We start from the raw sequence: 20,024 nt of genomic DNA on the forward strand, positions 1-20,024 counted from the left end.
GCCGATCTGCACCCTCACGCACACTTCAACTCGTCCTTCGCTAGTTCTACAACGTTATAAAGAATAGGAAAAACCGTGACCATCACCTCCGCCGCTGCCGAACAGACCCACCTGGCTGTCGTGGCACCCACTGTCATCACCGTGAACCGGGACGCCGTTGTGGCCCCCGTCAACCGCCGGATCTTCGGCTCCTTCGTGGAACACCTCGGCCGCTGCGTCTACGACGGGATCTACGAGCCCGGCCACCCCACTGCCAATGAGGATGGCTTCCGCCTGGACGTCATCGAACTGGTCAAGGAACTCGGCTCCAGCACCATCCGCTACCCCGGCGGCAACTTTGTCTCGGGCTACCGCTGGGAGGACGGCGTGGGCCCCCGCGACCAGCGGCCCGTGCGGCGGGACCTCGCCTGGCACTCACTCGAATCCAACCAGGTGGGCCTGGACGAATTTGCCCGCTGGTGCAAGCTCACCGGCTCGGAACTCATGATGGCCGTCAACCTGGGCACCCGGGGCATCGAGGCCGCCCTGGACCTGCTGGAGTACACCAACCACCCGTCAGGCACGGCGCTCAGCGAGCAGCGCATCGCCAACGGTGCCAAGGACCCGTACAACATTCGCATGTGGTGCCTGGGCAACGAGATGGACGGGCCCTGGCAGATCGGGCACATGTCCGCCGAGGACTACGGCAAGCTGGCTGCCCGCACCGCGTCGGCCATGAAGACTGCGGACAAGAACCTGGAACTGGTGGTCTGCGGCTCCTCCGGGTCCGCCATGCCCACGTTCGGCGAATGGGAGCGCGTGGTCCTGGAGCACAGCTACGACTACGTGGACTACATCTCCTGCCATGCCTACTACCAGGAGCGCAACGGCGACCTGGGCTCCTACCTGGCGTCCTCGCTGGACATGCAGTACTTCATCGAAACCGTGGTGGCCACCGCCGACCACGTCAAGCACAAGCTCAAGAGCAAGAAGACCATCCAGCTCTCCTTCGACGAATGGAACATCTGGTACCTGGACGAGCACCAGGCTTCCGACGAGGTCAACGAGGAATGGACGCACGCTCCGCGCCAGCTGGAGGATACCTACTCCGTGGCCGACGCCGTGGTGTTCGGCAACCTGCTGATGACGCTCCTGAAGAACCATGACAGGGTGGCCGCAGCCTCCCTCGCCCAGCTGGTCAACGTGATTGCCCCCATCATGACCGAGCCCGGCGGCGACACCTGGCGCCAGACAACGTTCTTCCCGTTCTCCGTCACGTCCCGGCTGGCAAAGGGTGAGGTGCTCCGTCCCCGCATCGAGGCAGGAACCTACACGACGGCGGTGTACGGCGATGCCCCGCTGGTGGACTCCGTGGCAACCACCGACGCCGCCACCGGAGAGTCGGCCATCTTCCTGGTGAACCGCAGCCAGACCGAGTCCATCGACGTGACCGTCAACGTCGCTGAACTCAACGCCACGGTGGTCACCGAGGCAGTGACCCTGCACGACGAGGACGTCTACGCCAAGAACACCCTCCAGGACCAGGACCGGGTTGGCCTGAAGCAGCTCGACGGCGTTGTCCTGGACGAGGGCACGCTCACGGTGACGCTGCCTCCGGTGTCCTGGTCCGCCGTCGCGCTTGGCTGACGTGCCGTCACCAGCCACAGGCGCCGCTGCCCGCCGCCCGCCGGGGGCCTGGCTGGCAGCGGCGCTGGCCGCCGTCGTCCTTGTCCTGGCCGGGTGCGCCGCACCCGGGGCGGCACCCGAGGCGAAGCACGCCGGACTCACGGGCGATTTCTTCACCCACGATCCGGCCCTGGTCAAGGGGGAGGACGGGGAGCCCTGGTTCATCTATTCCACCGGCAACGGGCAGGTGGCAGACGGCAACATCCAGGTGCGTCGGTCCGCGGACGGCGTGGACTGGGAGTATGCCGGCGAGGTGTGGCAGGAGAAGCCGGCCTGGCTTGCGGAGGCGGTGCCGGGTGTGGACAACCTCTGGGCGCCCGAACTCTACGAGCATGACGGGACCTGGTACCTCTACTACTCCGCCTCCACCTTCGGCAGGAACCTCTCCGTCATCGCCCTGGCCACCAACACCACCCTTGACCCTGCGGACCCCAACTATGAGTGGGTGGACCGGGGCGAGGTGATCTCGTCCAAGGGGAAAGCGTTCAACGCGATTGATCCGGGCATTGCCGAGGACCAGGACGGCAGGCCTTGGCTGTCCTTCGGATCCTTCTGGGCCGGGCTGCAGCTGGTGGAGCTCGAGTGGCCAAGCGGCCTGCGGGCGGGGACGGAAGAACCGGTGGCCATCGCGGACCGGCAGGCCCCGCCCAACGCCATTGAAGCGCCCTATATCCTGCCGCACGACGGTGCCTACTATCTGTTCTTCTCCCGCGATTTCTGCTGCCAGGGGCTGGAAAGCACCTACAACATCGCCGTCGGGAGGTCGGACAGCATCACCGGCCCCTACGTGGACGCGGAGGGCAAGGACCTGCTCGACGGCGGCGGCACGCCGTTGCTCGCATCCGACGGCGGGCGGGTGGGGCCGGGCGGGCAGTCCGTCTCCGGGAACGTCCTTGCCTTCCACTACTACGCGGAGGAGCTCGACGGCGCTTTCCGGCTGGGGCTGGCCGGGCTGGAGTGGAAGGACCGCTGGCCAAAAGTGCGGTGGGAGTAGGCCCTACGCCGGGACGGCCGCCGCGCGTCCCACTGTTGACTCCCGCGGCACCACCTGGAATGCCGTCTCGACCTCGCGGGGCGGCATTCCGGCCGGGTCCTTGATGCGGTCCATCAGCATCCGGATGGCAGTCTCGGCAATCTCCGTGCGGCCGGGATCCACGGTGCTGAGGGTGGGAAGGGAGTACCGGGTTTCGTCCAGGTCGTCGAAGCCGATCACCGCCACATCGTCCGGCACTCGGAACCCGGCCTCCTGCAGCACCCGCACGGCACCCTGGGCGAGCGTGTCATTCAACCCGAAGACGGCATCAAACTGGGCCCCGCGGTCCAGGAGGTCGTGCATGGCGGCGGCGCCGTTGGACCGGTGCCAGTCCACCACGTAGGCCACGATGCCGTCGTCGTACGGAATGCCCCTGGCCTCGAGGGCCTCCCGGTAGCCGCGCAGGCGGAGGCCGGCGGAACCGATGACCTCACCCTCGTGGGCGCCCACCACGGCGATCCGCTTCCGGCCCAGGTCCAGCAGGTGCTCGGTGGCGGTGCGGGCCGCCGTCACGTTCTGCATGGTGACGTGGTCGGAGGTGCTGCCGAAGATGCGCTCGCCGAGAAGTACGATGGGCACCTCGGCCTTGATCAGGTCCGCGTCCTCCTGCCCGAGCGCCAGGGGGCTGAAGATCAGGCCGTCGGACATCTTCAGCCGCGGGCTGGCCATGACCTCGAGTTCCCGGTCGCGGTCGGCGCCGGTCTGCTCCACCAGCACCACCAGCCCGCACTTTGCCGCGGCCTCGATGACGGCGTCGGCCAGTTCGGCGAAGTAGGGGAGGCTCAGCTGGGGCAACGCGAGCGTGATGGCGCCGGTGTGTCCGGAACGAAGGCTGCGGGCCGTGAGGTTGGGCCGGTACCCCAGCTCGCGGATAGCCTGCTCCACCTTGGCGCGGGTGGATTCCCGGACGTGCGGGTGGTTGTTGATGACATTGGACACCGTCTTGAAGGACACGCCCGCTACCCGGGCAACATCGTGGAGCGTGGCCGCCATGGATCCCCCTGCAAAAGGTTTGAGGCCCGGAGGCCGGTTACGCTGAGTTTACAACGTTGAACGCCTCTGGTGCGCTCACCGCCGGCCTCCGGACCCTCACCGCCGCCGCTTCCGGTCCTTCCCGCCGGCGCGGTCCTGCCGTTCGGCCAGGTCCCGCTCCGCCCAGCGCTGCGACTTCCCGGCCGACACCACCTTATGGTGCCATTCCCGGTGGTACGCGCGCTGGGCGGCCACGCTGCTGCGCCGGGCCAGGGCGGCCAGCTCGCGCTGCAGCTTCAGGTAGCTGTGCCAGCGCCGCTCGGGAAGGCTGCCGTCCGCGAGGGCCTCCTGTACGGCGCAGCCGGGTTCGCCCTGGTGGGAGCAGTCCGAGAACCGGCACCCGGCGGCCAGTTCCTCCACGTCGCCGAACATGTCCTCCATGCCGTCTTCGGCGTCGAACAGCCCGAAGCCGCGCACCCCTGGTGTGTCCATCAGCACGGTCCCGTTGGCAAGCGGCACCAGCTCCCTGGACGTGGTGGTGTGCTTGCCCTTGAAGTCGCCGGAGCGCACCGCGCCGGTGTGCTGGACCTCGCGGCCAACCAGGGCGTTGATCAGCGTTGACTTCCCTGCCCCGGAGGGTCCCAGGAGCACGATGGTGCCGCCCGGAGGGATGTGCTGCAGCAGTTCGTCAATCCCGTCGCCGTTTTCCGCGGACGTGGTCACCACCTCCACCCCGGCGGCCTGCAGAATGACTTTCCCGACGACGTCGTCCGCCACTGCGGCGAGGTCGGCCTTGGTGATGATCACCAGGGGAGTGGCGCCGGAGTCCCACGCTGCCACAAGGGTCCGCTCCAGCCGGTTGTGGGTCAGCGGCCGGTCCACGGGAACCACCACCCCCACCACGTCCATGTTCGCCGCCAGGACCTGGGCCGCGGACGAATTCTCGAAAGCCCGCTTGCGGCTCAGTTCGGACAGCCGCGGCAGGACGGCCAGGATCTGGCATTCACCGGCGCGGTTGGGGCCCGTCCAGACCCAGTCTCCCGTGACGGGAATGCCGCCGGCCAGGGGATAGGGAAGATGCAGGAGCTGGTTGTCCACCGCCACGAGCAGGAGGTTGCGGTCCACGCGGACCACCCGGCCGCGGCCGGTTGCTCCCGGCAGCGGGTGGGCGGCGAAGTGCCGGGCCACTGCCGGTGTATAGCCATAGGCCACCGGCCCGCCCGGGTCGCTTGAATTGTCTGTTGCACTGCTGGTCAGGGAGAACCCTGAAGGATTGGTCACGTCGGTTACCTCGGGTAAGTCCCGCAGCACCGCCCAGCCGAAAGAAAAAGGGAAGTCAGGCTGGAACCGTGCAGCGGAGGGAAATGGTCTGGTTGATGGGTGCGGGGCGCTCCGGGCGCACGGCAACTGCAGTCATCAAAACCACCTCCATTCCCTCCAAGGGTCCTCTCCGCTCTGCCGGGGACGGCAGGGGCGACCGTGTCCCACTCTAGCCGCGGCCGCCGCCGGGGGCCAGAGCCAGAACGGAAACTCAGCGCTGCAGTTCCAGGGCGCGTTTCTGCCGCGCCGAGATGGAGGAGACGTAGCCGCAGTTGGAGCACGTGATGTTGTATTTCCGGGAGGTGGTGAACACCGGAATGAAGAACAGCGTGAACTTGGTGGCGCGCTCTTCCAGGTGGTGATGGACGAAGGAGCGGCAGTACTGGCAGGTTGCGGGCTTTCCTGGCAGCGCCTTGAGCACCGTCTTGAAGCCGAAAAGGAGGAGCATGGCGGGCCTTTCGTGGTCCTGTCCGGGAATCCTGTGCTTATCGCACCACCTTAGGCGGTTTCGCCGCGGCTGTTCATGGGTACGACGCCGATGCGCGTGCCCGGTGAGATACTGATGGTCGGCACAGCATTCGGCGTTGGGGGGGACTTCGAAGACATGGTTCTGGACACCGCGACCCTCCGGATCGCCTTCGGCCTGATGGCCCTGGTCCTGGTGCTGCTGTTCTACTTCTCCGCCTACCGGATCACGCGCTCGCCGTACAGCGGCTGGTGGTGCCTGGCGCTCCTGTTTTTCCTTACGGGGTCCGCCTGCTTCCTGCTGGACGGCACAGTCCACCAGATATGGGCCAATCCGCTGGGCAACGTGCTGCTGGTGCATGGCGGGGTGGCGGTCTGGGCAGGTGCGCGGTCGTTGCGGACTGTACCTCCGCCGAAGTGGGCGTTCACCGGCATCCCGCTGGTCACGCTGGTGGCCTCCGTCCTGGACAACCCTGCCACGAACACCTGGTCCGGCGGCCCGGTGTTCCTCGCCGCGATGAGTGTCAGCATCGGGCTGGCGTCACGCGAGCTCTGGCGCCTGGAGCCGGGCTATTCGCGGGTCCGGATCCCCATGGCGGTATCCGCCGGCGGCCTGGCCGTCTTCTACTTCTTCCGCTGGGTGGCGTTCCTGTTCGAGGGACAGCACGGGCCCACCTTCACCACGGTCTTTGGCTCTGCAGTGACAACCCTGGTGACCATGGTGCTGCTGGTGGTGGTCTCCTTCAGCATGGCGGCGCTCAGCAGCGAGCAGCAGACGCGGGCCCTCCGGGTGGTCGCGTCCCGGGACGACCTGACCGGCCTGCTCAACCGCAAGGCCTTCGTTGACCTGGCCGCCGAGTTGCTCTCGGACCGCACCATCACGCGCGGTTCCGGCGCCCTGATCCTGGCGGACCTGGACCACTTCAAGACCGTCAACGACACCTACGGCCACGCCGCCGGGGACATCGCCCTGCAGCGCTTCGCCGAAGCCTGCACCGACACCGTCCGGTCCACGGACCTGGTGGGCCGGTACGGCGGCGAAGAATTCGTCCTCCTGATTCCCGGCGCCAGTGCTGAGCGGGCCGAACTGATCGCGGAAGAGATCAGCCGCCGCCTGGCCTCCGCGCCAACGGTGGACGGCATGGAAATGCCGACTGCCAGTTACGGAATTTCCACGTACGACGCCGGGACCGCCGAGGTGGACAGCGTCATCGCCGCCGCGGACGCGGCGTTGTATGTGGCGAAGTCAGGGGGCCGCAACCGTACGGCCCGCAGCGACCGGCTCCTGTAGGTCCGGGCACGGTCCGACCGAACCGCGCCGCACCAGGGTAGCCGTGAACTGCGCCGGTGCGGCAGGCGGAAGGCCCTCCACCTGGCGGATCAGCGCCTTGGCTGCAGCCACACCCATGTTGTAGACCGGCTGGGCGATTACGGTCAGGGGCGGGGTGGTGAGCCGGGTCCAGGGGAAGTCGTCGTACATGAGGAACGAAACATCGCCGGGAATCGACAGTCCAAGTTCCTGGATCGCCTCCACCACGCTGAGGGCGATCAGGCCATCGGAAGCGACCACCGCAGTGGCCCGCTCCGGCCCGCGAAGGACGTCCCGGGTAATGCTGCGGATGGATTCGGCGTCTCCGGCATTCAGCCGGACCAGGTCCTCCGGGAACGGAAGGCCTGCCGCCAGGAATGCCCTCTGCATTCCCTCCAAACGGTCCTCGATCTGCGACGAGTCCAGCGTCATCCCCGGCTTGTAGGGGGCGTCGGTCCGCAACGTGGAAATGAAGGCGATCCTGCGGTGGCCGGCCTCGAGCAGATGCTGCGTGGCCTCGAGTGAAATCTTGGCCATGTCCACTGCCAGCGTCTCCACATCCAGGTCCCCGCCGGTCCGATCAATAAAGACCAGAGGGCGGCCTGACTGGTGCACCTGCTGGAGGTGCGCGGTATCCACCGATGATGCGGGTGCGACGATCAGGCCGTCCACCCGTTTGTCCAGCAGGATCCGGACGGCCTCCACTTCGGCCGCCCGGTCCTCATCCGTGTTGACCAGGATGACGTTGTAGCCCGCTTTCTTCGCGGCGTCGGTGATGCCCCGGGTGGCAAGGCCGAAATGCGGGTTTTCGATATCGCCCACCACCACGCCGATGGTGTGCGATTTCCCCGTGTTCATGCTGCGGGCAAGCTCGTTGGGGCGGTAGGAAAGCGCCTCGGCTGCGGCGAGTACCCGTTCGCGGACATCGTCGCTGACGGCGCCGTAGTTGCCCAGAGCCCTTGCGGCCTGGGCCTTGGACACTTGGGCTGCCTTCGCGACGTCGGCGACGGTCACGTCCCGCCGCCTCGCTCCTTCACCGTTCATCTTCACCTTTCGACGGGGCTGTTGACGGCCCATGTGAGTTCGGCTACATTTCTATCAATCGATGTGAGTCCGGTCTCAATTCTAGGTGTTGAGACCGGACTCAACAAGAACATCGGCCACTTTCTTTGGCGGCCCTGACAGCACCGCCTCCCCATCAACGATTGGACAACGCTGTGAAAAAACTGAACTTCCGCCCCGCCGGCCTGGCTGCGGCCGCCCTTGCCACAGTGCTTGCACTCTCCGGCTGCGGCTCCACCACTGCCGCCTCCACCACCACGGAGGACAACCCCTACGGCCTGATCCAGCCCGGCACCATCCGGGTGGCCAGCCTGGGTGACTCGAAGCCGTACACCTTCGCGGATGCCTCGGGCAACTTCACGGGTTTCGATGTGGAACTCTTCAAGGACGTGGCCCACCGCGCCGGCGTAGACAACGTGGTCTTCACCGGACAGGACTTCTCCGGCCTCCTTGCCGCCGTGGCCAACGGGCAGTTCGACGCCGGAGTGGCCGCGATCGGCATCACGGACAAGCGCAAAGAGACCGTGGACTTCTCCGACGGCTACCTGGCCGGATACCTGACCGTCATCACCACCAAGACCTCCGGCATCACCAGCGCCGACGGCCTTGCCGGAAAGCGGCTGGGCGTGGTCCAGGGGACCCTCCAGGAAGCCTATGCCGTGAAGAACTTCACGTCGGCCAGCCTGGTCCGTTTCCCGGACAACAACACCGCCATTGCGGCGGTCAACAGCGGTACCGTTGACGCCCACTTCCTGGACTACGAGGCCGCAAAGGCCTACCAGGAACAGCACGGCTTGGTCAGCGCCGCGGACATCCCGTCCTTCGACGCCCCCGCAGGGTTCGCCGTGGCCAAGGACAAGCCGGCCTTCAAGGAAGCCCTGAACAAGGGACTCGCGGAGGCCATGGAGGACGGCACCTGGAAGAAGCTCTACCAGAAGTGGTTCCCGGGTTCCCCGATGCCCGAGCAGTACCTGCCAAAAGCCGAGCAGACCGCCTCGCCTGAGCCCAGCAAATAGGCCCAGGCCGTTTACCGGGCGGGCTGCATCCTGCAGTCCGCCCGGACCGTCAACACCATCTAACGTCTGAGAGCAACCATGGACTGGCTCAACACCATCATCCGTACCTTCTTCGACTTCGGCGCGATGGCCGAGGTCCTTCCCCAGCTGCTGGGGGTCGGCCTTCTCAATACCCTGATCATTTCCATCGCAGCCACCCTCCTTGGCACGGTGCTGGGAATGGTGGTTGCCGTCATGGGCATTTCCCCCTCCAAGTGGCTGCGCGTTCCGGCCAGGATCTACACGGACCTTTTCCGGGGCCTGCCCGCCATCCTCACCATCCTGCTGATCGGCCAGGGTTTCGCACGCCTCAGCCAATCCATCTTCGGTCCGTCGCCCTACCCCCTGGGGATCATCGCGCTCAGCCTGATCGCCAGCGCGTACATCGGTGAGATCTTCCGGGCCGGCATCCTCAGCGTGGACAAGGGCCAGGGCGAAGCCTGCCGGGCCCTGGGCATGAGCTACGCCAAGTCCATGGCCCTGGTGGTGGTGCCGCAGGGTGTCCGCCGGGTCCTTCCGGCACTGGTGAACCAGTTCATCGCCATCGTCAAGGACTCCTCGCTGGTCTACTTCCTGGGACTGCTCGTCAGTGAACGCGAACTGTTCCGCGTGGGACAGGACGCAGCTGTCCTGTCCGGCAACCTCTCCCCGCTGGTCGCCGCGGGCGTCTTCTACCTGGTGATCACTGTTCCGCTGACCCACCTCGTGAACTACTTCGACAACAAGTTCCGGACCGGCCGCCGTCGCCCCGCCGCCCCCACCAGCGGGCTGAAGGAAGTCAAGGAACTCGACGCGGCCTCGCCGCTCACCACCGGGAGCAACACATGAACCTGCCAACTACAGCCGCCCACAACGCCGCGGCGGACGCCTCGACGTTCCACGGCTCAAGCCTGGAACTGCGCAACCTGACCATGGCCTACGGGGACATCAACGTCCTGCGCGACGTCAGCCTCACTGTCGCTCCGGGCACCACCACCTGCATCATCGGACCATCAGGTTCGGGCAAGTCCACCCTGCTGCGCGGGATCAACCGGCTGCACGAACCGAAGAGCGGCGAGGTGCTGCTCGCGGGGGAAAGCACCCTCAGCGCCAATCCCGATACCCTGCGGACCCGAATCGGCATGGTGTTCCAGCACTTCAACCTGTTCCCGGACCACACGGCCCTGGAGAACGTGGCGCTGGCCCTCTGGAGCGTCAAGGGGATGCCCAAGGCGCAGGCGATGGAGCTCGCCCGCCGCCGCCTCGCCGAGGTGGGGCTGGCGGAGCGGGCCGACCACCGGCCCAGGGACCTGTCAGGCGGCCAGCAGCAGCGCGTCGCCATTGCCCGGGCACTTGCCATGGAGCCTGAGGTCATGCTTTTCGATGAAGCCACCAGCGCGCTGGACCCGGAACTGGTCAAGGGCGTGCTGAACCTCATGGCCGGACTGGGCCGCCGCGGAATGACCATGCTGGTGGTGACCCACGAGATGGGCTTCGCCCGCAGGGTGGCCGACCAGGTGGTCTTCATGGACGAAGGCGAAGTGGTGGAGGCCGGTACCCCCGCCCAGCTGTTCGACAATCCGCGCAGCGAGCGGCTCCAGCGCTTCCTGTCCGAGGTGCTGTGATGCGGACCGTTGCAGCGGCACCCATCCGTACTGCCGTCGTCGGCTTTGGAATTTCCGGCCGCGTGTTCCACGCTCCGCTGATCGCCGCGAATCCAGGCTTCTCCCTCGACGTCATCGTCACCTCACACCTGGAGCGGGTGGCTGAGGCAGCCAGGCTCTACCCGCAGGCCCGGATCCTCCCCACCCCGGAGGAACTCTTCAAGGAGGCAGGAAACCTCGACCTGGTTATCCTTGGCACTCCGCCGGACACCCACTTCGGGCTGGCCGCCACGGCCATCGCCCACGGACTGCACGTGGTGGTGGACAAGCCCTTCGTTCCCACGTCGGACCTGGGGGCGGAACTGATCAGCAGGGCGGCCGACGGCGGGGTGCAGCTCACCGTATTCCAGAACCGGCGCTGGGACGCCGACTTCCTGACCCTCCGGAAAGTCCTGGCGTCGGGCGCACTCGGCGAAATCAGCAGCTTCGAGTCGCGCTTTGAGTGGTGGCGTCCCGAAGGCTTCGGCAACTGGCGGGACACCGTGTCCCTCGCCGAGGGCGGCGGCATCCTGCACGACCTGGGGGCGCACCTCATCGACCAGGCCATCCAGCTGTTCGGCCCGGTGGACAGGAGCTACGGCGAGACGGCGAACCGCGGGCCCCACCCCGATGCCGCCGATACCGAGGCCTTCGTGTCACTGCAGCACGCGTCCGGCGTCCGCTCAAGGCTGTGGATGAACGGCATGGCCGCCCAGGCTGGTCCGCGCTTCCACGTCCTGGGCTCCCGGTCCGGCTATACAAAGTGGGGACTGGACGGCCAGGAACCTGCCCTCGCGGCCGACCTGCCGCCGTCGGACCCCGCCTACGGTGTGGAACCCCAGGAGCGTTGGGGGCTCCTGGGCGCGGACGGTGCCACCGTTCCCGTGCCAGCGGAGCGGGGAGCCTACCCGCAGTTCTACGCCGGGCTTTCCGCCGCACTGCGCGGAGACGGACCGTTGCCCGTCAACCCGTCCGAACCCCTCGAGGTGCTGAGGGTCATCGAAGGCATCCACGCCCTGGCCTGACATCAGGCACCCCGCCATTTTTCGCTCCGGCGCGTCGCCGCGCCACCACCATCACGCTTCACAGAAAGGGACACCATGTCCTCTGCAGCCTCCACCAAGCGCGTCGCCGTCATCGGCGGCGGCATCCTGGGCGTTTCCACCGCCGTCCACCTGCTCCGCGAAGGCGCCTCCGTCATCCTGCTGACCGAGCGCGGCCTGGCCAGCGAGGCCAGCGGCCGGTCACTGTCCTGGCTCAATTCCGCCGGCGAACGCTCCACCGCCTACCACCAGCTGCGGGTCGCCGGCGTGGACCGCTACCGCACCCTCTTTGCCGCTGACCCCACCCGGGAGTGGCTGCAGTTCGGCGGCGGCCTGATGTGGAATACCGAAGGTCAGCAGGCTGCCACCGAGTTCCGGCACGCCTACGAGAAGTCCATCGGCTACGACTCCAAGCTCCTCGGGCCCGGTGACATCGCTTCCGCTACCCCCGGCATCGACGCCGCCGCCGTGCCGGAAAAGGCCATCTTCAACCCGGGCGAGGGCTGGGTCAGCCTGCCCGACCTGATCGACTTCCTGATGGAGGAATTCCACTCCCGCGGCGGTGAACTCGTCCTGAACGCGGGCAAGACCTCCGTGACGATGGAGGGTGGACGGGCCACGGGGGTGGAAACGGCCGCGGGCGGGACCTACCCGGCCGACGCCGTCCTGGTGGCGTGCGGCGCGGCGACGCCCGCCGTCGTCGAACCCCTTGGCGTCCGGATCCCCAACGGCTCACCGGTGTCGATGCTGGTGGTGACCAAGCAGGTGCAGCACGATGTCGCTGCGGTGATGAACACCCCGCGGGCCGCGCTCCGGCCCAATCCCGGCGGCACGTTCGCGCTGGACCACGACTGGTACGAGGAGCACATCACCGAGCACGCGGACGGCTCGTTCAGCATCCCGGATGAGGTTGTGCAGGAGCTGGCCGACGAGGCGTCGAAGCTGGTTGCCGGCAACCCGGAGCTCAAGCCGGCGTCCTGGAAGATGGGCTACAAGCCGATCCCCGGCGACGGCGAGCCGGTCCTTGGCGAACTGGGACAGGTGCCCGGCTGCTTCGTCGCCTTCACGCACTCCGGCGCCACCCTGGGCCTCATTGCCGGTGAGCTCCTGGCCGGCGAGATCCTGACCGGCAGGAAGCACCCCATGCTCGCCACCTTCCGGCCGGGACGGTTCTCCTAAGCCTCATACCCGGAAAGAGCGGGGCCGCGCGGCCCCGCTCTTTCGGTGTGCTCAGGCGCCCAAATGTCCGGTGAGGCGGCCGTGGAAGCCGGTGCTGCGCTCATCCATCCCAACGATTGCCACCGCAGCCCCGTGGCCGGCATATTTCGTCTCGATCGAGTCCAGGGCGGCGACAGTCGAGGCATCCCAGACCTGGGCGCGGCTGAGGTCAATGGTCACCGAGGCGGGGTCGTCCGCATAGGCGAAGTGCTCCACCAGGTCGTTGCTGCTGCCGAAGAACAGCGGCCCCACCACCTCGTAACGGACGCTTTCGCCGTCATCCGCGAGGCTCCGCTCGACGCTGATGACGTGCGCCACGCGGCGGGCGAACAACACCATCGCCAGGATGACCCCCACCAGCACCCCGTACGCCAGGTTGCCGGTGACGACCACGACGGCGACCGTGACCATCATGACGAGCGTCTCCGGCACCGGCATCCTCTTCAGGGTGGACGGTTTGACGCTGTGCCAGTCGACGGTAGTGACCGCGACGACCATCATGACCGCGGCCAGGGCCACCATGGGGATCTGCCCCATGACGGAGCTGAGTCCGGTCACCAGCGCCAGCAGGAACAGACCGGCCACAAACGTGGATATACGGGTGCGCGCCTGGCCGGTCTTCACATTCAGGACGGTCTGGCCGATCATTGCACAGCCTGCGATCCCGCCGTAGAAACCGGCCAGAATGTTGGACACGCCCAGTGCCCAGGATTCACGGCCCTTGTGCGAGGGGGTGTCCGTCATGTCATCGACGAGTTTCGCCGTCAGGAGGGTTTCCATGAGGCCAACAAACGCCACGCTCAGCGCCGTGGGCAGGACCAGTTGGAAGGTCTCGAGGGTCACGGGAAAAAGGAAGGGGGTGATCCCGGGCAGCCGGCCGGTGAGGGGTCCCTCGTCCGAGACATCGGGAACGGTGAGTCCGACGGCGATGACGATTGCCGTGACCACCACGATGGCCACCAGCGGCGACGGGACGGCCCTGGTGAAGCGCGGCAGGATGAAGATGATGGCGAACGTCAGGGCGAACAGGACATAGGCGAGCCACGGGACGTTGATGACGTGCGGCACCTGCGCCATGAAAATCAGCACGCCCAGGGCATTGACGAACCCGATCATCACCGACCGCGGAATGAAACGCATCAGCCGGGTAAGCCCCGCGAGGCCAAAGACCACCTGGATCACGCCGGCCAGGAGTACCGCCGGCAGGACGTACTGGACACCGTGCTCATGCACAAGAGGGGCGATCACCAGCGCCACGGAACCGGCTGCGGCAGTGATGACGCCGGGCCGTCCGCCCAGGATGGACATCGCCAGGGCCAGGACGATGGAGGCCACGAGGCTCACCATGGGATCCACCCCGGCCACGATCGAGAAGGAGATGACTTCCGGGACCAGGGCCAGGGTGGTGACCATGCCGGCCAGGACCTCGCGGGAAAGCTGCCGTGGAGAGCGCAGGGCCGTGAGTACGGTAATCGGTTGCCGGGCGGGACGGGTGCTGGCGGCGACGGCCAAGGAGCGGCTCCAGGTGCTTGGCTCTGCGGGAAGAGCGGGTGGGCAACGTGATTGCGCGCCACAATGCGCACGGTTCCAGCCCGGCCGCGGAAGTCAGTGGGTGGAAAAAGGAATGCGCCGACGACTCGGCTGCCGTTCCAAGGCTACCCCAGCCTTGTTGCGTGATTGTGGCCTTCGATCCCGCCTGGTCCCGGGGAGGCAGGAAAGCCTGCTGATAAAATGGCCGGGTTGCAGGGCGGCCTTTCAGCTGGTCCAACCAGCGCCGTAACGAAGTAGGGGACCAGACACAATCATGACGGCAGGCGGGTCACATCTCGGGACGTCGGAGAGCCAGCCGGTAGCGCCGGTCAAGGCCTCCGCGCCGGCGACCGGACGCGCCTACCTGGCAATCATCGAAGGGTTCGTCGGCGCCCTCATGATGTTCGCCGGTTCCATCGGAACCGGCTGGATCGCCAATGGCTCGCCCATGATCCGCCAGCCCGTGGTCATCGCGCTCCGCACCGAGGGCTGGGGCGTCACAGTCTCCACCGTCCTGCTCACCGTTGGCGCCATGGTGCTGATGCGGTCCTGGCTGCGGCTGGGACAGCGCCTGGCCGAGTGGGGGAAGTCGTCCCTGCGGTCGGTGGTGATTGCCGTCTCCGCCTGGTCCCTGCCGCTGCTGTTCTGCGTGCCCGTCTTTTCCCGCGACGTCTATGCCTACACCGGCCAGGGGCGGCTGGTGCAGGAGGGCCAGAACCCCTACGAGGTGGGCATCTCCACGCTCAGCAACTGGTTCGCCCTCGGCGCCGACCCCGCCTGGGCGGAGAACCGGACCCCCTACGGGCCGTATTTCCTGTGGCTGGCGCGCGGGGTGGTGGGGCTGACCGGCGCGCAGCCGGACGTCTCCGTCCTCCTCTTCCGCCTGCTGGCCGGCGTCGGGGTGCTGCTCTGCGTTATCTACGTGCCCAAGCTGGCGGAGCTGCACGGCATCAACGGCGCGCGGGCACTCTGGATCGCCGTGGCCAACCCGCTGTTCCTCATCAGCTTCATCGCCAGCGCCCACAACGATGCCCTGATGGTGGGCCTGGCCGTGGCCGGCGTCTACTTTGCTGCCACCCGCCGCTACATCGTGGGGATCCTCCTGGTCACCGCGTCGATCGGGATCAAGCCCATCACCGTCCTGCTGCTGCCGTTCCTTGGCGTGATGTGGGCGGGCCCGTCCGCTTCCTGGCCGCGCAAGTTCCTGATGTGGGGCGCGACGGCGGGCCTCAGCTTCGGTGTGCTGCTCCTCAGCGGCATCCCCTACAACCTGGGCATCGGCTGGACCTGGGCCATCATGGACCCCACCCCCGGGTACACGGGCTATTCGCCGTCCGGCTTCCTGGGCCAGCAGGTGGAAATGCTCGCCAACGCGCTGGGGCTCCCGGGCGGCACGCTCGCCACGTGGCTGAGGACCGGGATGAAGTGGGGCGCCATTGCGCTGGTCCTGCTGCTGATGTTCCGCGGCGACTACTCGCGGGCGGTGCGCCGGATGGCCCTGGCGTTCACCGCCGTCGTGATGCTCTCACCCATCATCCAGCCCTGGTACATCCTGTGGTTCCTGCCGTTCCTGGCCGTCACGGGGATCCGCGACGACTGGCAGATCCGGTCCCTGTACGTGGGCGTCACGTTCTTCGTGGTGTTCGGCGCGCAGGACCAGCTGTCCGTATGGTCGTTCGTGGAGCTTCCCATCGATGCGTCCACCCTGGCGTTCTTCACCGCGCTCGCCTTCACGTTCTACCTGCTGTTCCTTGACGTGCACACCCGCAAGCTGCTGATCCAGGGCAAGCCCTGGGACCTCGCCCGGCGCGGCTGGCAGTGGCTGCTGGCGCAGCGGGAACGGGCCGTCAGCCGCTGACCCCCTTCTCCCGCTGACCCCTAAGCGTTCGCGGCGGGAACCGGCGCGGTGGATTTCCGGCCAAGTTCCGCCGTCCGCTGCACCGACCACCAGAGCAGCACCACCAGCAGGACGTTGCGGGTGGTAAGGATGGCCGCCATGATCGGATGGGCATGGATCAGCGGGGTGTAGAACAGCGGGTAGATCACGAAGGTGGTCATCGCGATGCCCATCAGCAGCGCGGCCGGGACTTTCCAGCGGTCCCAGTCGTGGGTCAACCCGGCAATGATCACCGGCGCCAGCCAGATGATGAACTGCGGCGAACCCACCTTGTTGAACACGATGAACGCGGTGACCATCATCAGGGAGCCTTCAAGGAACAGTTCCTCGCGTTCGGCCCCCCGTTTCATGGCACGGACCAGCAGGATGGCCGCTCCGACGGCGGCGAGGATGAGCAGCGGCTGCATCAGGACCGCGGCGGTGGCGGCACCCGGACCGTAGACCTCGGTGGAGTTGATGGCGGTGTTGTCCGCCATCTTCGACCCGGCAATGTTCAACACGCTCAGCCACACCCACGGTGTGGAGAAGGTGGCTTCGAGCTGCATGCCGCGCTCGCCCTGGTTGAGGAGGAAGTCCAGGATGTGCGGCAGGCCGCCGGACAGCCACGTGCCCATGGTGACGACGGCGGTCACGGCAACGCCCGCCAGGACCACCTGGATCCGCTTGTGGCTGGCGATCACGATCGGCGCCAGCACCGCGGCGGGCCAGACCTTGATCCAGGTGGCAATGCTGAGCAGGACGCCGGCCACCACGGGCCGCTCCGATGCGTAGAGCAGTGCGATCAGCACGATGGGTGCGGTGATGCCTTCCACCCGGGCGAAGCTGAGGTAGCCCATGAAAACGGTGAAGAACAGCCACCACCAGGCCGGGGCAATGCCTTTGGTGCTCCGGGGGCCGCGGGTCAGGTAGACGAGCCCGACGGCGTTGAGCGCCGTGATGATCAGGAACCAGGTGAGCAGGTAGAGGCTTGGCCCGGCGATGTTGGCGAGGAAGATGGGGATCTGCGCCAGCACCGGGTAGACCCACGGGCTGATCTTTCCGTCCAGGTCCGCGGGGTTGTAGCCGTCCATGGCCCACTGGCGGTACTGCTCTGTGTCGCTGAAGGTGTCGCCGTGCAGGAAGAAGGACGCCATCCAGCCCAGGAAGTAGAGATGGACGACGGCGAAGCCCCACCACACGCTGGACGGGCGGGCGAACCAGTCCACCACCTTGGCAGGGAGGACTTTGCTGCGGACCGCCACCAGGCGGTCGAAAAACCTCGTGGAAATCTCAGGACTCCTTGAGCGCGGGGGCGGCGGCCGGGGCCTTCTTGCCCAGCAGGTACAGGCGCCGGACGCTCCAGAGGAACAGGACCACCAGGAGGACGTTGCGGATGGTGAGCACCAGGGCCATCCACGGGTTGTTGTGGCTGAGCGCGTCGTAGAACAGCGGGTAGATGAAGTACGTGGCCACGGCGATGACGATCAGCATGGCGGCCGGGACGCGCCAGTCGCGCCAGCTGTGGGCCAGGCCGACGGCGACGGCGGGGGCGAGCCAGACCATGAACTGCGGTGAGCCCACTTTGTTGAAGACAACGAACGCGGTGGCGAGGGTGAGGGCGCCCGCGAGGAGCAGTTCGGTGCGGTCCACACCGCCACTGATCTTGCCATTATGGAGGGCCCAGAAGGTCATGCCGGCCACGAGCAGCGCGGCCAGGATCAGGAGCGGTTGCATGAGGACGGACATGAGGGCGGTGCCCGGACCGTCCACCTGCATGGAGTTGATGGCGGTGTTCATGTACATCCGGGAATCACCGACGTTCAGGACGGAGAGCCAGAGCCAGGGCGTGGTGAAGGTGGCCTCGAGCTGCATGCCGCGGTCGCCCTGCTGGGTGAGGAAGTTCAGCAGCTTGGGGACGCTGCCCACTGCCGCTGCCAGAGCAACGACGCCCGCCGTCGTCGCAAGTCCTGCCAGGACCACCAGGATCCGGTTCTTAACGACCGCGAAGAGGGCCAGCATGATGGCCGCCGGCCAGACCTTCACCCACGTGCCGATGGCCAGGAGGACGGACGCGATGAACGGCCGGTTGACGCCGTAGGCCAGAGCCACCAGGACCAGCGGGGCGGTTAGGCCGTCCACGCGGGCGAATCCCAGCCAGCCCATGAGGAACGTGAACACCAGCCACCACCAGCCGGCGGGTATTGCCTCAGGGTGCCGGCCGCGTCCGGTGAGCTTGAGGAGCGCCCAGCCGTTGAAGAGGGTGGTCATCAGGACCCAGAGGAAGAAAAAAGGCCCCGGCCCGGCGATGCCTGCGATGGCCATGGGGATGAGCGCCAGGATGGGGTAGACCCAGGGGCTGGGGCCGCCGGAGAGGTTGGCGTCGTCGAACCCGGCCATGGCCCAGTCGCGGTAGATGAAGGTGTCACTGAACGCCTCGCCGCGGAGGGAGAGCGAGGCGGCGAAGATGAGGAAGACAAGGTGGACCACGATGAACCCGCCCAGCAGTCCGCGGCCGGTGTTCAGCTTTTCCATGGCCGGTGCGGGGAGGATGACGTTGCGGATCCTGGTCAGTTTGCCGAAGAAAGCGTCGGTGGAAATGGCGGGATCCTTGTCAGTTGTGGCACACGTGTGGTGTTGCGCTGGTGCTTGGTTCTGCCGCGTGGCGGTGTCTGTGGCGTTGGAGCCGGCTGGGAATCAGCCTCCGCCCCGGATCCAACTTTAGTTGACCGCGCATTGGGCGCCGTAATCATGCCTCGCGGGAAAACGCTATCCGCTCTGACCGGCGGTTATTTTTCTCCAGTTGTTGGCGCTCCTATGATCAGGCATCATGATCCGAAGGCCTTTTATGTGCCTTTCGTCGTCTGCAGCCTTGGGGAGCGCAGGCGGTTGCCCTGCCCCTATCCCCAATATTCAACAAAGGCTTCACCATGAACTTTCCCCTGACCCTGACTGTCGCCGACCGCCAAAGCATGGACAGCGAACTCGACGCTGCCGTCTCCGCTGCCAAGGCACGTGCCCTTGCTGATCGGCGCCACGGAATCCTGGTCACGCGGCACGCGGCCGACAAGTTCACGATTTCGCTGAGCGAGTCCGTTCCCTTCGGCCTCACGCGGGAACACCAGGCCTGGTAGGCCCTTCTCTTTTATTGCGCCGGTGCTTAGTCGCCGGCGTCGTTCCCGTCCCCTGACACCCTCCCGCTGCGCTGCTGCAGACGGTCGATGTGCTTGGACGCCTCGGCCTTGCTGAGGTCCGCGGGCAGTTCTTCCCCCGCCTCCCGGGCGAGCGTGTCCAGGTAGCTGCGCTGTGCCGCAGTCATGGGCTCGTCCCCGGTCACCCAGTCCTCGGGATCGCGGTTCAGGCCTGCATCCGGCTCGGGGGTCGGGCTGCCGATGGTTTCTTTCCCGTTGTTGTCCATGGCCAAAAGTCTAGGGGCGGGGTGGGACATTTTGGGAAGGATGCTTGTCTTTGCGTGCGTGGTGCCCGTGGGATGCAGCGGCGGCAGGAGCTTCGCGCCTGCGTGCTTCTGTCAGGTATGGGTCTAGGACCCGGCTTCGGCAGTGTCCGGGAAGTGCTGACTGGACCCTATTCTGACGCGTTTTCCACGTCAATCTGACGTCAGTTTGGGGTGTACTTAGGCGGCTTTTCTGCGCCAGATTCGGCCGAAAAGCTCCTCGCTACTGGTCGCACAGCAACGGTGCTGCCGGTGGAGGCATCAGACAGCGGCCCAACGCTAGCCCATCCCCAGAGCTGCGACGGCCACGCCGCGCAGTGGTAGGCCGCTCCGCAATCCAGACAAACCTAAGGGGCTGGATATTTATGCAAAGATGCCATGTCCCAGTTCAAACAGCGCCTCA

Annotated in this window: 18 protein-coding genes; 10 read left to right on the plus strand and 8 right to left on the minus strand. The window is 66.7% G+C overall.

Annotated elements, in window-relative coordinates:
- Positions 1–120: 120 nt before the first annotated feature.
- Both ACJJV6_RS08185 and ACJJV6_RS08190 read left to right on the plus strand, forming a co-directional pair.
- Positions 121–1,626, plus strand: a complete 1,506-nt coding sequence (locus tag ACJJV6_RS08185; protein ID WP_407710479.1) for an alpha-N-arabinofuranosidase — start codon at positions 121–123, stop codon at positions 1,624–1,626.
- Between the two features lies 1 nt (position 1,627).
- The gene (locus ACJJV6_RS08190; protein WP_407710289.1) at positions 1,628–2,659 is read left to right on the plus strand and encodes an arabinan endo-1,5-alpha-L-arabinosidase; all 1,032 of its coding nucleotides are present in this window, start codon (positions 1,628–1,630) and stop codon (positions 2,657–2,659) included.
- 3 nt (positions 2,660–2,662) lie between these two features.
- Here the strand turns inward: ACJJV6_RS08190 and ACJJV6_RS08195 are convergent, their stop codons facing one another.
- From ACJJV6_RS08195 to ACJJV6_RS08205, 3 genes are all read right to left on the minus strand, one after another.
- Positions 2,663–3,691 (minus strand): LacI family DNA-binding transcriptional regulator, encoded by a 1,029-nt coding sequence (locus ACJJV6_RS08195; protein WP_009358073.1) that lies wholly within the window; start codon positions 3,689–3,691, stop codon positions 2,663–2,665.
- A gap of 96 nt (positions 3,692–3,787) precedes the next feature.
- The gene (rsgA, locus tag ACJJV6_RS08200; protein ID WP_407710290.1) at positions 3,788–4,951 is read right to left on the minus strand and encodes a ribosome small subunit-dependent GTPase A; all 1,164 of its coding nucleotides are present in this window, start codon (positions 4,949–4,951) and stop codon (positions 3,788–3,790) included.
- Between the two features lie 250 nt (positions 4,952–5,201).
- Positions 5,202–5,438, minus strand: a complete 237-nt coding sequence (locus ACJJV6_RS08205; protein WP_009358071.1) for a zinc-ribbon domain-containing protein — start codon at positions 5,436–5,438, stop codon at positions 5,202–5,204.
- Between the two features lie 156 nt (positions 5,439–5,594).
- Between ACJJV6_RS08205 and ACJJV6_RS08210 the strand changes: the two genes are divergently transcribed.
- Positions 5,595–6,746: a GGDEF domain-containing protein gene (locus tag ACJJV6_RS08210; RefSeq protein ID WP_035752809.1), complete on the plus strand. Its 1,152-nt coding sequence runs from the start codon at positions 5,595–5,597 to the stop codon at positions 6,744–6,746.
- On the opposite strand, the gene ACJJV6_RS08215 is transcribed toward ACJJV6_RS08210, so the two are convergent.
- Positions 6,702–7,808 (minus strand): LacI family DNA-binding transcriptional regulator, encoded by a 1,107-nt coding sequence (locus tag ACJJV6_RS08215; protein ID WP_407710291.1) that lies wholly within the window; start codon positions 7,806–7,808, stop codon positions 6,702–6,704. The genes ACJJV6_RS08210 and ACJJV6_RS08215 overlap by 45 nt on opposite strands.
- 173 nt (positions 7,809–7,981) lie before the next feature.
- Between ACJJV6_RS08215 and ACJJV6_RS08220 the strand changes: the two genes are divergently transcribed.
- From ACJJV6_RS08220 to ACJJV6_RS08240, 5 genes are all read left to right on the plus strand, one after another.
- Positions 7,982–8,842 (plus strand): ABC transporter substrate-binding protein, encoded by an 861-nt coding sequence (locus tag ACJJV6_RS08220; protein ID WP_407710292.1) that lies wholly within the window; start codon positions 7,982–7,984, stop codon positions 8,840–8,842.
- A gap of 78 nt (positions 8,843–8,920) precedes the next feature.
- Positions 8,921–9,709: an amino acid ABC transporter permease gene (locus ACJJV6_RS08225; RefSeq protein WP_133350209.1), complete on the plus strand. Its 789-nt coding sequence runs from the start codon at positions 8,921–8,923 to the stop codon at positions 9,707–9,709.
- Positions 9,706–10,485 (plus strand): amino acid ABC transporter ATP-binding protein, encoded by a 780-nt coding sequence (locus tag ACJJV6_RS08230; protein WP_133350207.1) that lies wholly within the window; start codon positions 9,706–9,708, stop codon positions 10,483–10,485. The genes ACJJV6_RS08225 and ACJJV6_RS08230 overlap by 4 nt, the downstream gene beginning before the upstream one ends.
- The gene (locus ACJJV6_RS08235; protein WP_407710293.1) at positions 10,485–11,528 is read left to right on the plus strand and encodes a Gfo/Idh/MocA family oxidoreductase; all 1,044 of its coding nucleotides are present in this window, start codon (positions 10,485–10,487) and stop codon (positions 11,526–11,528) included. Before ACJJV6_RS08230 ends, ACJJV6_RS08235 begins: the two co-directional genes overlap by 1 nt.
- A gap of 75 nt (positions 11,529–11,603) precedes the next feature.
- Positions 11,604–12,725, plus strand: a complete 1,122-nt coding sequence (locus ACJJV6_RS08240) for an NAD(P)/FAD-dependent oxidoreductase (protein WP_407710294.1) — start codon at positions 11,604–11,606, stop codon at positions 12,723–12,725.
- Between the two features lie 51 nt (positions 12,726–12,776).
- Here the strand turns inward: ACJJV6_RS08240 and ACJJV6_RS08245 are convergent, their stop codons facing one another.
- Positions 12,777–14,276, minus strand: a complete 1,500-nt coding sequence (locus ACJJV6_RS08245) for a SulP family inorganic anion transporter (RefSeq protein WP_407710295.1) — start codon at positions 14,274–14,276, stop codon at positions 12,777–12,779.
- Positions 14,277–14,568: 292 nt separating this feature from the next.
- Here ACJJV6_RS08245 and mptB point away from each other — a divergent pair, with 292 nt between their 5' ends.
- Positions 14,569–16,152, plus strand: a complete 1,584-nt coding sequence (gene mptB, locus ACJJV6_RS08250) for a polyprenol phosphomannose-dependent alpha 1,6 mannosyltransferase MptB (protein ID WP_407710296.1) — start codon at positions 14,569–14,571, stop codon at positions 16,150–16,152.
- A 20-nt stretch (positions 16,153–16,172) separates the two neighbouring features.
- On the opposite strand, the gene ACJJV6_RS08255 is transcribed toward mptB, so the two are convergent.
- Positions 16,173–17,432: a glycosyltransferase 87 family protein gene (locus ACJJV6_RS08255; protein WP_407710297.1), complete on the minus strand. Its 1,260-nt coding sequence runs from the start codon at positions 17,430–17,432 to the stop codon at positions 16,173–16,175.
- 28 nt (positions 17,433–17,460) lie between these two features.
- Complete coding sequence (locus ACJJV6_RS08260) at positions 17,461–18,702, minus strand: glycosyltransferase 87 family protein (protein WP_407710298.1); 1,242 nt, start codon at positions 18,700–18,702, stop codon at positions 17,461–17,463.
- 395 nt (positions 18,703–19,097) lie between these two features.
- On the opposite strand from ACJJV6_RS08260, the gene ACJJV6_RS08265 reads away from it, so the two are divergent.
- A complete protein-coding gene (locus ACJJV6_RS08265; RefSeq protein WP_009358059.1) occupies positions 19,098–19,301 on the plus strand; it encodes a hypothetical protein in 204 nt (67 codons plus the stop codon).
- A 26-nt stretch (positions 19,302–19,327) separates the two neighbouring features.
- On the opposite strand, the gene ACJJV6_RS08270 is transcribed toward ACJJV6_RS08265, so the two are convergent.
- A complete protein-coding gene (locus ACJJV6_RS08270) occupies positions 19,328–19,585 on the minus strand; it encodes a DUF3072 domain-containing protein (RefSeq protein ID WP_009358058.1) in 258 nt (85 codons plus the stop codon).
- Positions 19,586–20,024 lie beyond the last annotated feature (439 nt).

Origin of the sequence: Arthrobacter nitrophenolicus (genome assembly GCF_045833485.1) — a bacterium.
In the GTDB taxonomy this organism is placed as follows: domain Bacteria; phylum Actinomycetota; class Actinomycetes; order Actinomycetales; family Micrococcaceae; genus Arthrobacter; species Arthrobacter nitrophenolicus.

Excerpts from the sequence above, each read along its gene's own strand:
- ACJJV6_RS08195 (WP_009358073.1), bottom strand. The coding sequence starts at position 3,691 with ATGGCGGCCACGCTCCACGATGTTGCCCGGGTAGCGGGCGTGTCCTTC.
- ACJJV6_RS08205 (WP_009358071.1), bottom strand. The coding sequence starts at position 5,438 with ATGCTCCTCCTTTTCGGCTTCAAGACGGTGCTCAAGGCGCTGCCAGGA.
- ACJJV6_RS08210 (WP_035752809.1), top strand. The coding sequence starts at position 5,595 with ATGGTTCTGGACACCGCGACCCTCCGGATCGCCTTCGGCCTGATGGCC.
- ACJJV6_RS08215 (WP_407710291.1), bottom strand. The coding sequence starts at position 7,808 with ATGAACGGTGAAGGAGCGAGGCGGCGGGACGTGACCGTCGCCGACGTC.
- ACJJV6_RS08225 (WP_133350209.1), top strand. The coding sequence starts at position 8,921 with ATGGACTGGCTCAACACCATCATCCGTACCTTCTTCGACTTCGGCGCG.
- ACJJV6_RS08230 (WP_133350207.1), top strand. The coding sequence starts at position 9,706 with ATGAACCTGCCAACTACAGCCGCCCACAACGCCGCGGCGGACGCCTCG.
- ACJJV6_RS08235 (WP_407710293.1), top strand. The coding sequence starts at position 10,485 with ATGCGGACCGTTGCAGCGGCACCCATCCGTACTGCCGTCGTCGGCTTT.
- ACJJV6_RS08240 (WP_407710294.1), top strand. The coding sequence starts at position 11,604 with ATGTCCTCTGCAGCCTCCACCAAGCGCGTCGCCGTCATCGGCGGCGGC.
- mptB (WP_407710296.1), top strand. The coding sequence starts at position 14,569 with ATGACGGCAGGCGGGTCACATCTCGGGACGTCGGAGAGCCAGCCGGTA.
- ACJJV6_RS08260 (WP_407710298.1), bottom strand. The coding sequence starts at position 18,702 with ATGGAAAAGCTGAACACCGGCCGCGGACTGCTGGGCGGGTTCATCGTG.
- ACJJV6_RS08265 (WP_009358059.1), top strand. The coding sequence starts at position 19,098 with ATGAACTTTCCCCTGACCCTGACTGTCGCCGACCGCCAAAGCATGGAC.
- ACJJV6_RS08270 (WP_009358058.1), bottom strand. The coding sequence starts at position 19,585 with ATGGACAACAACGGGAAAGAAACCATCGGCAGCCCGACCCCCGAGCCG.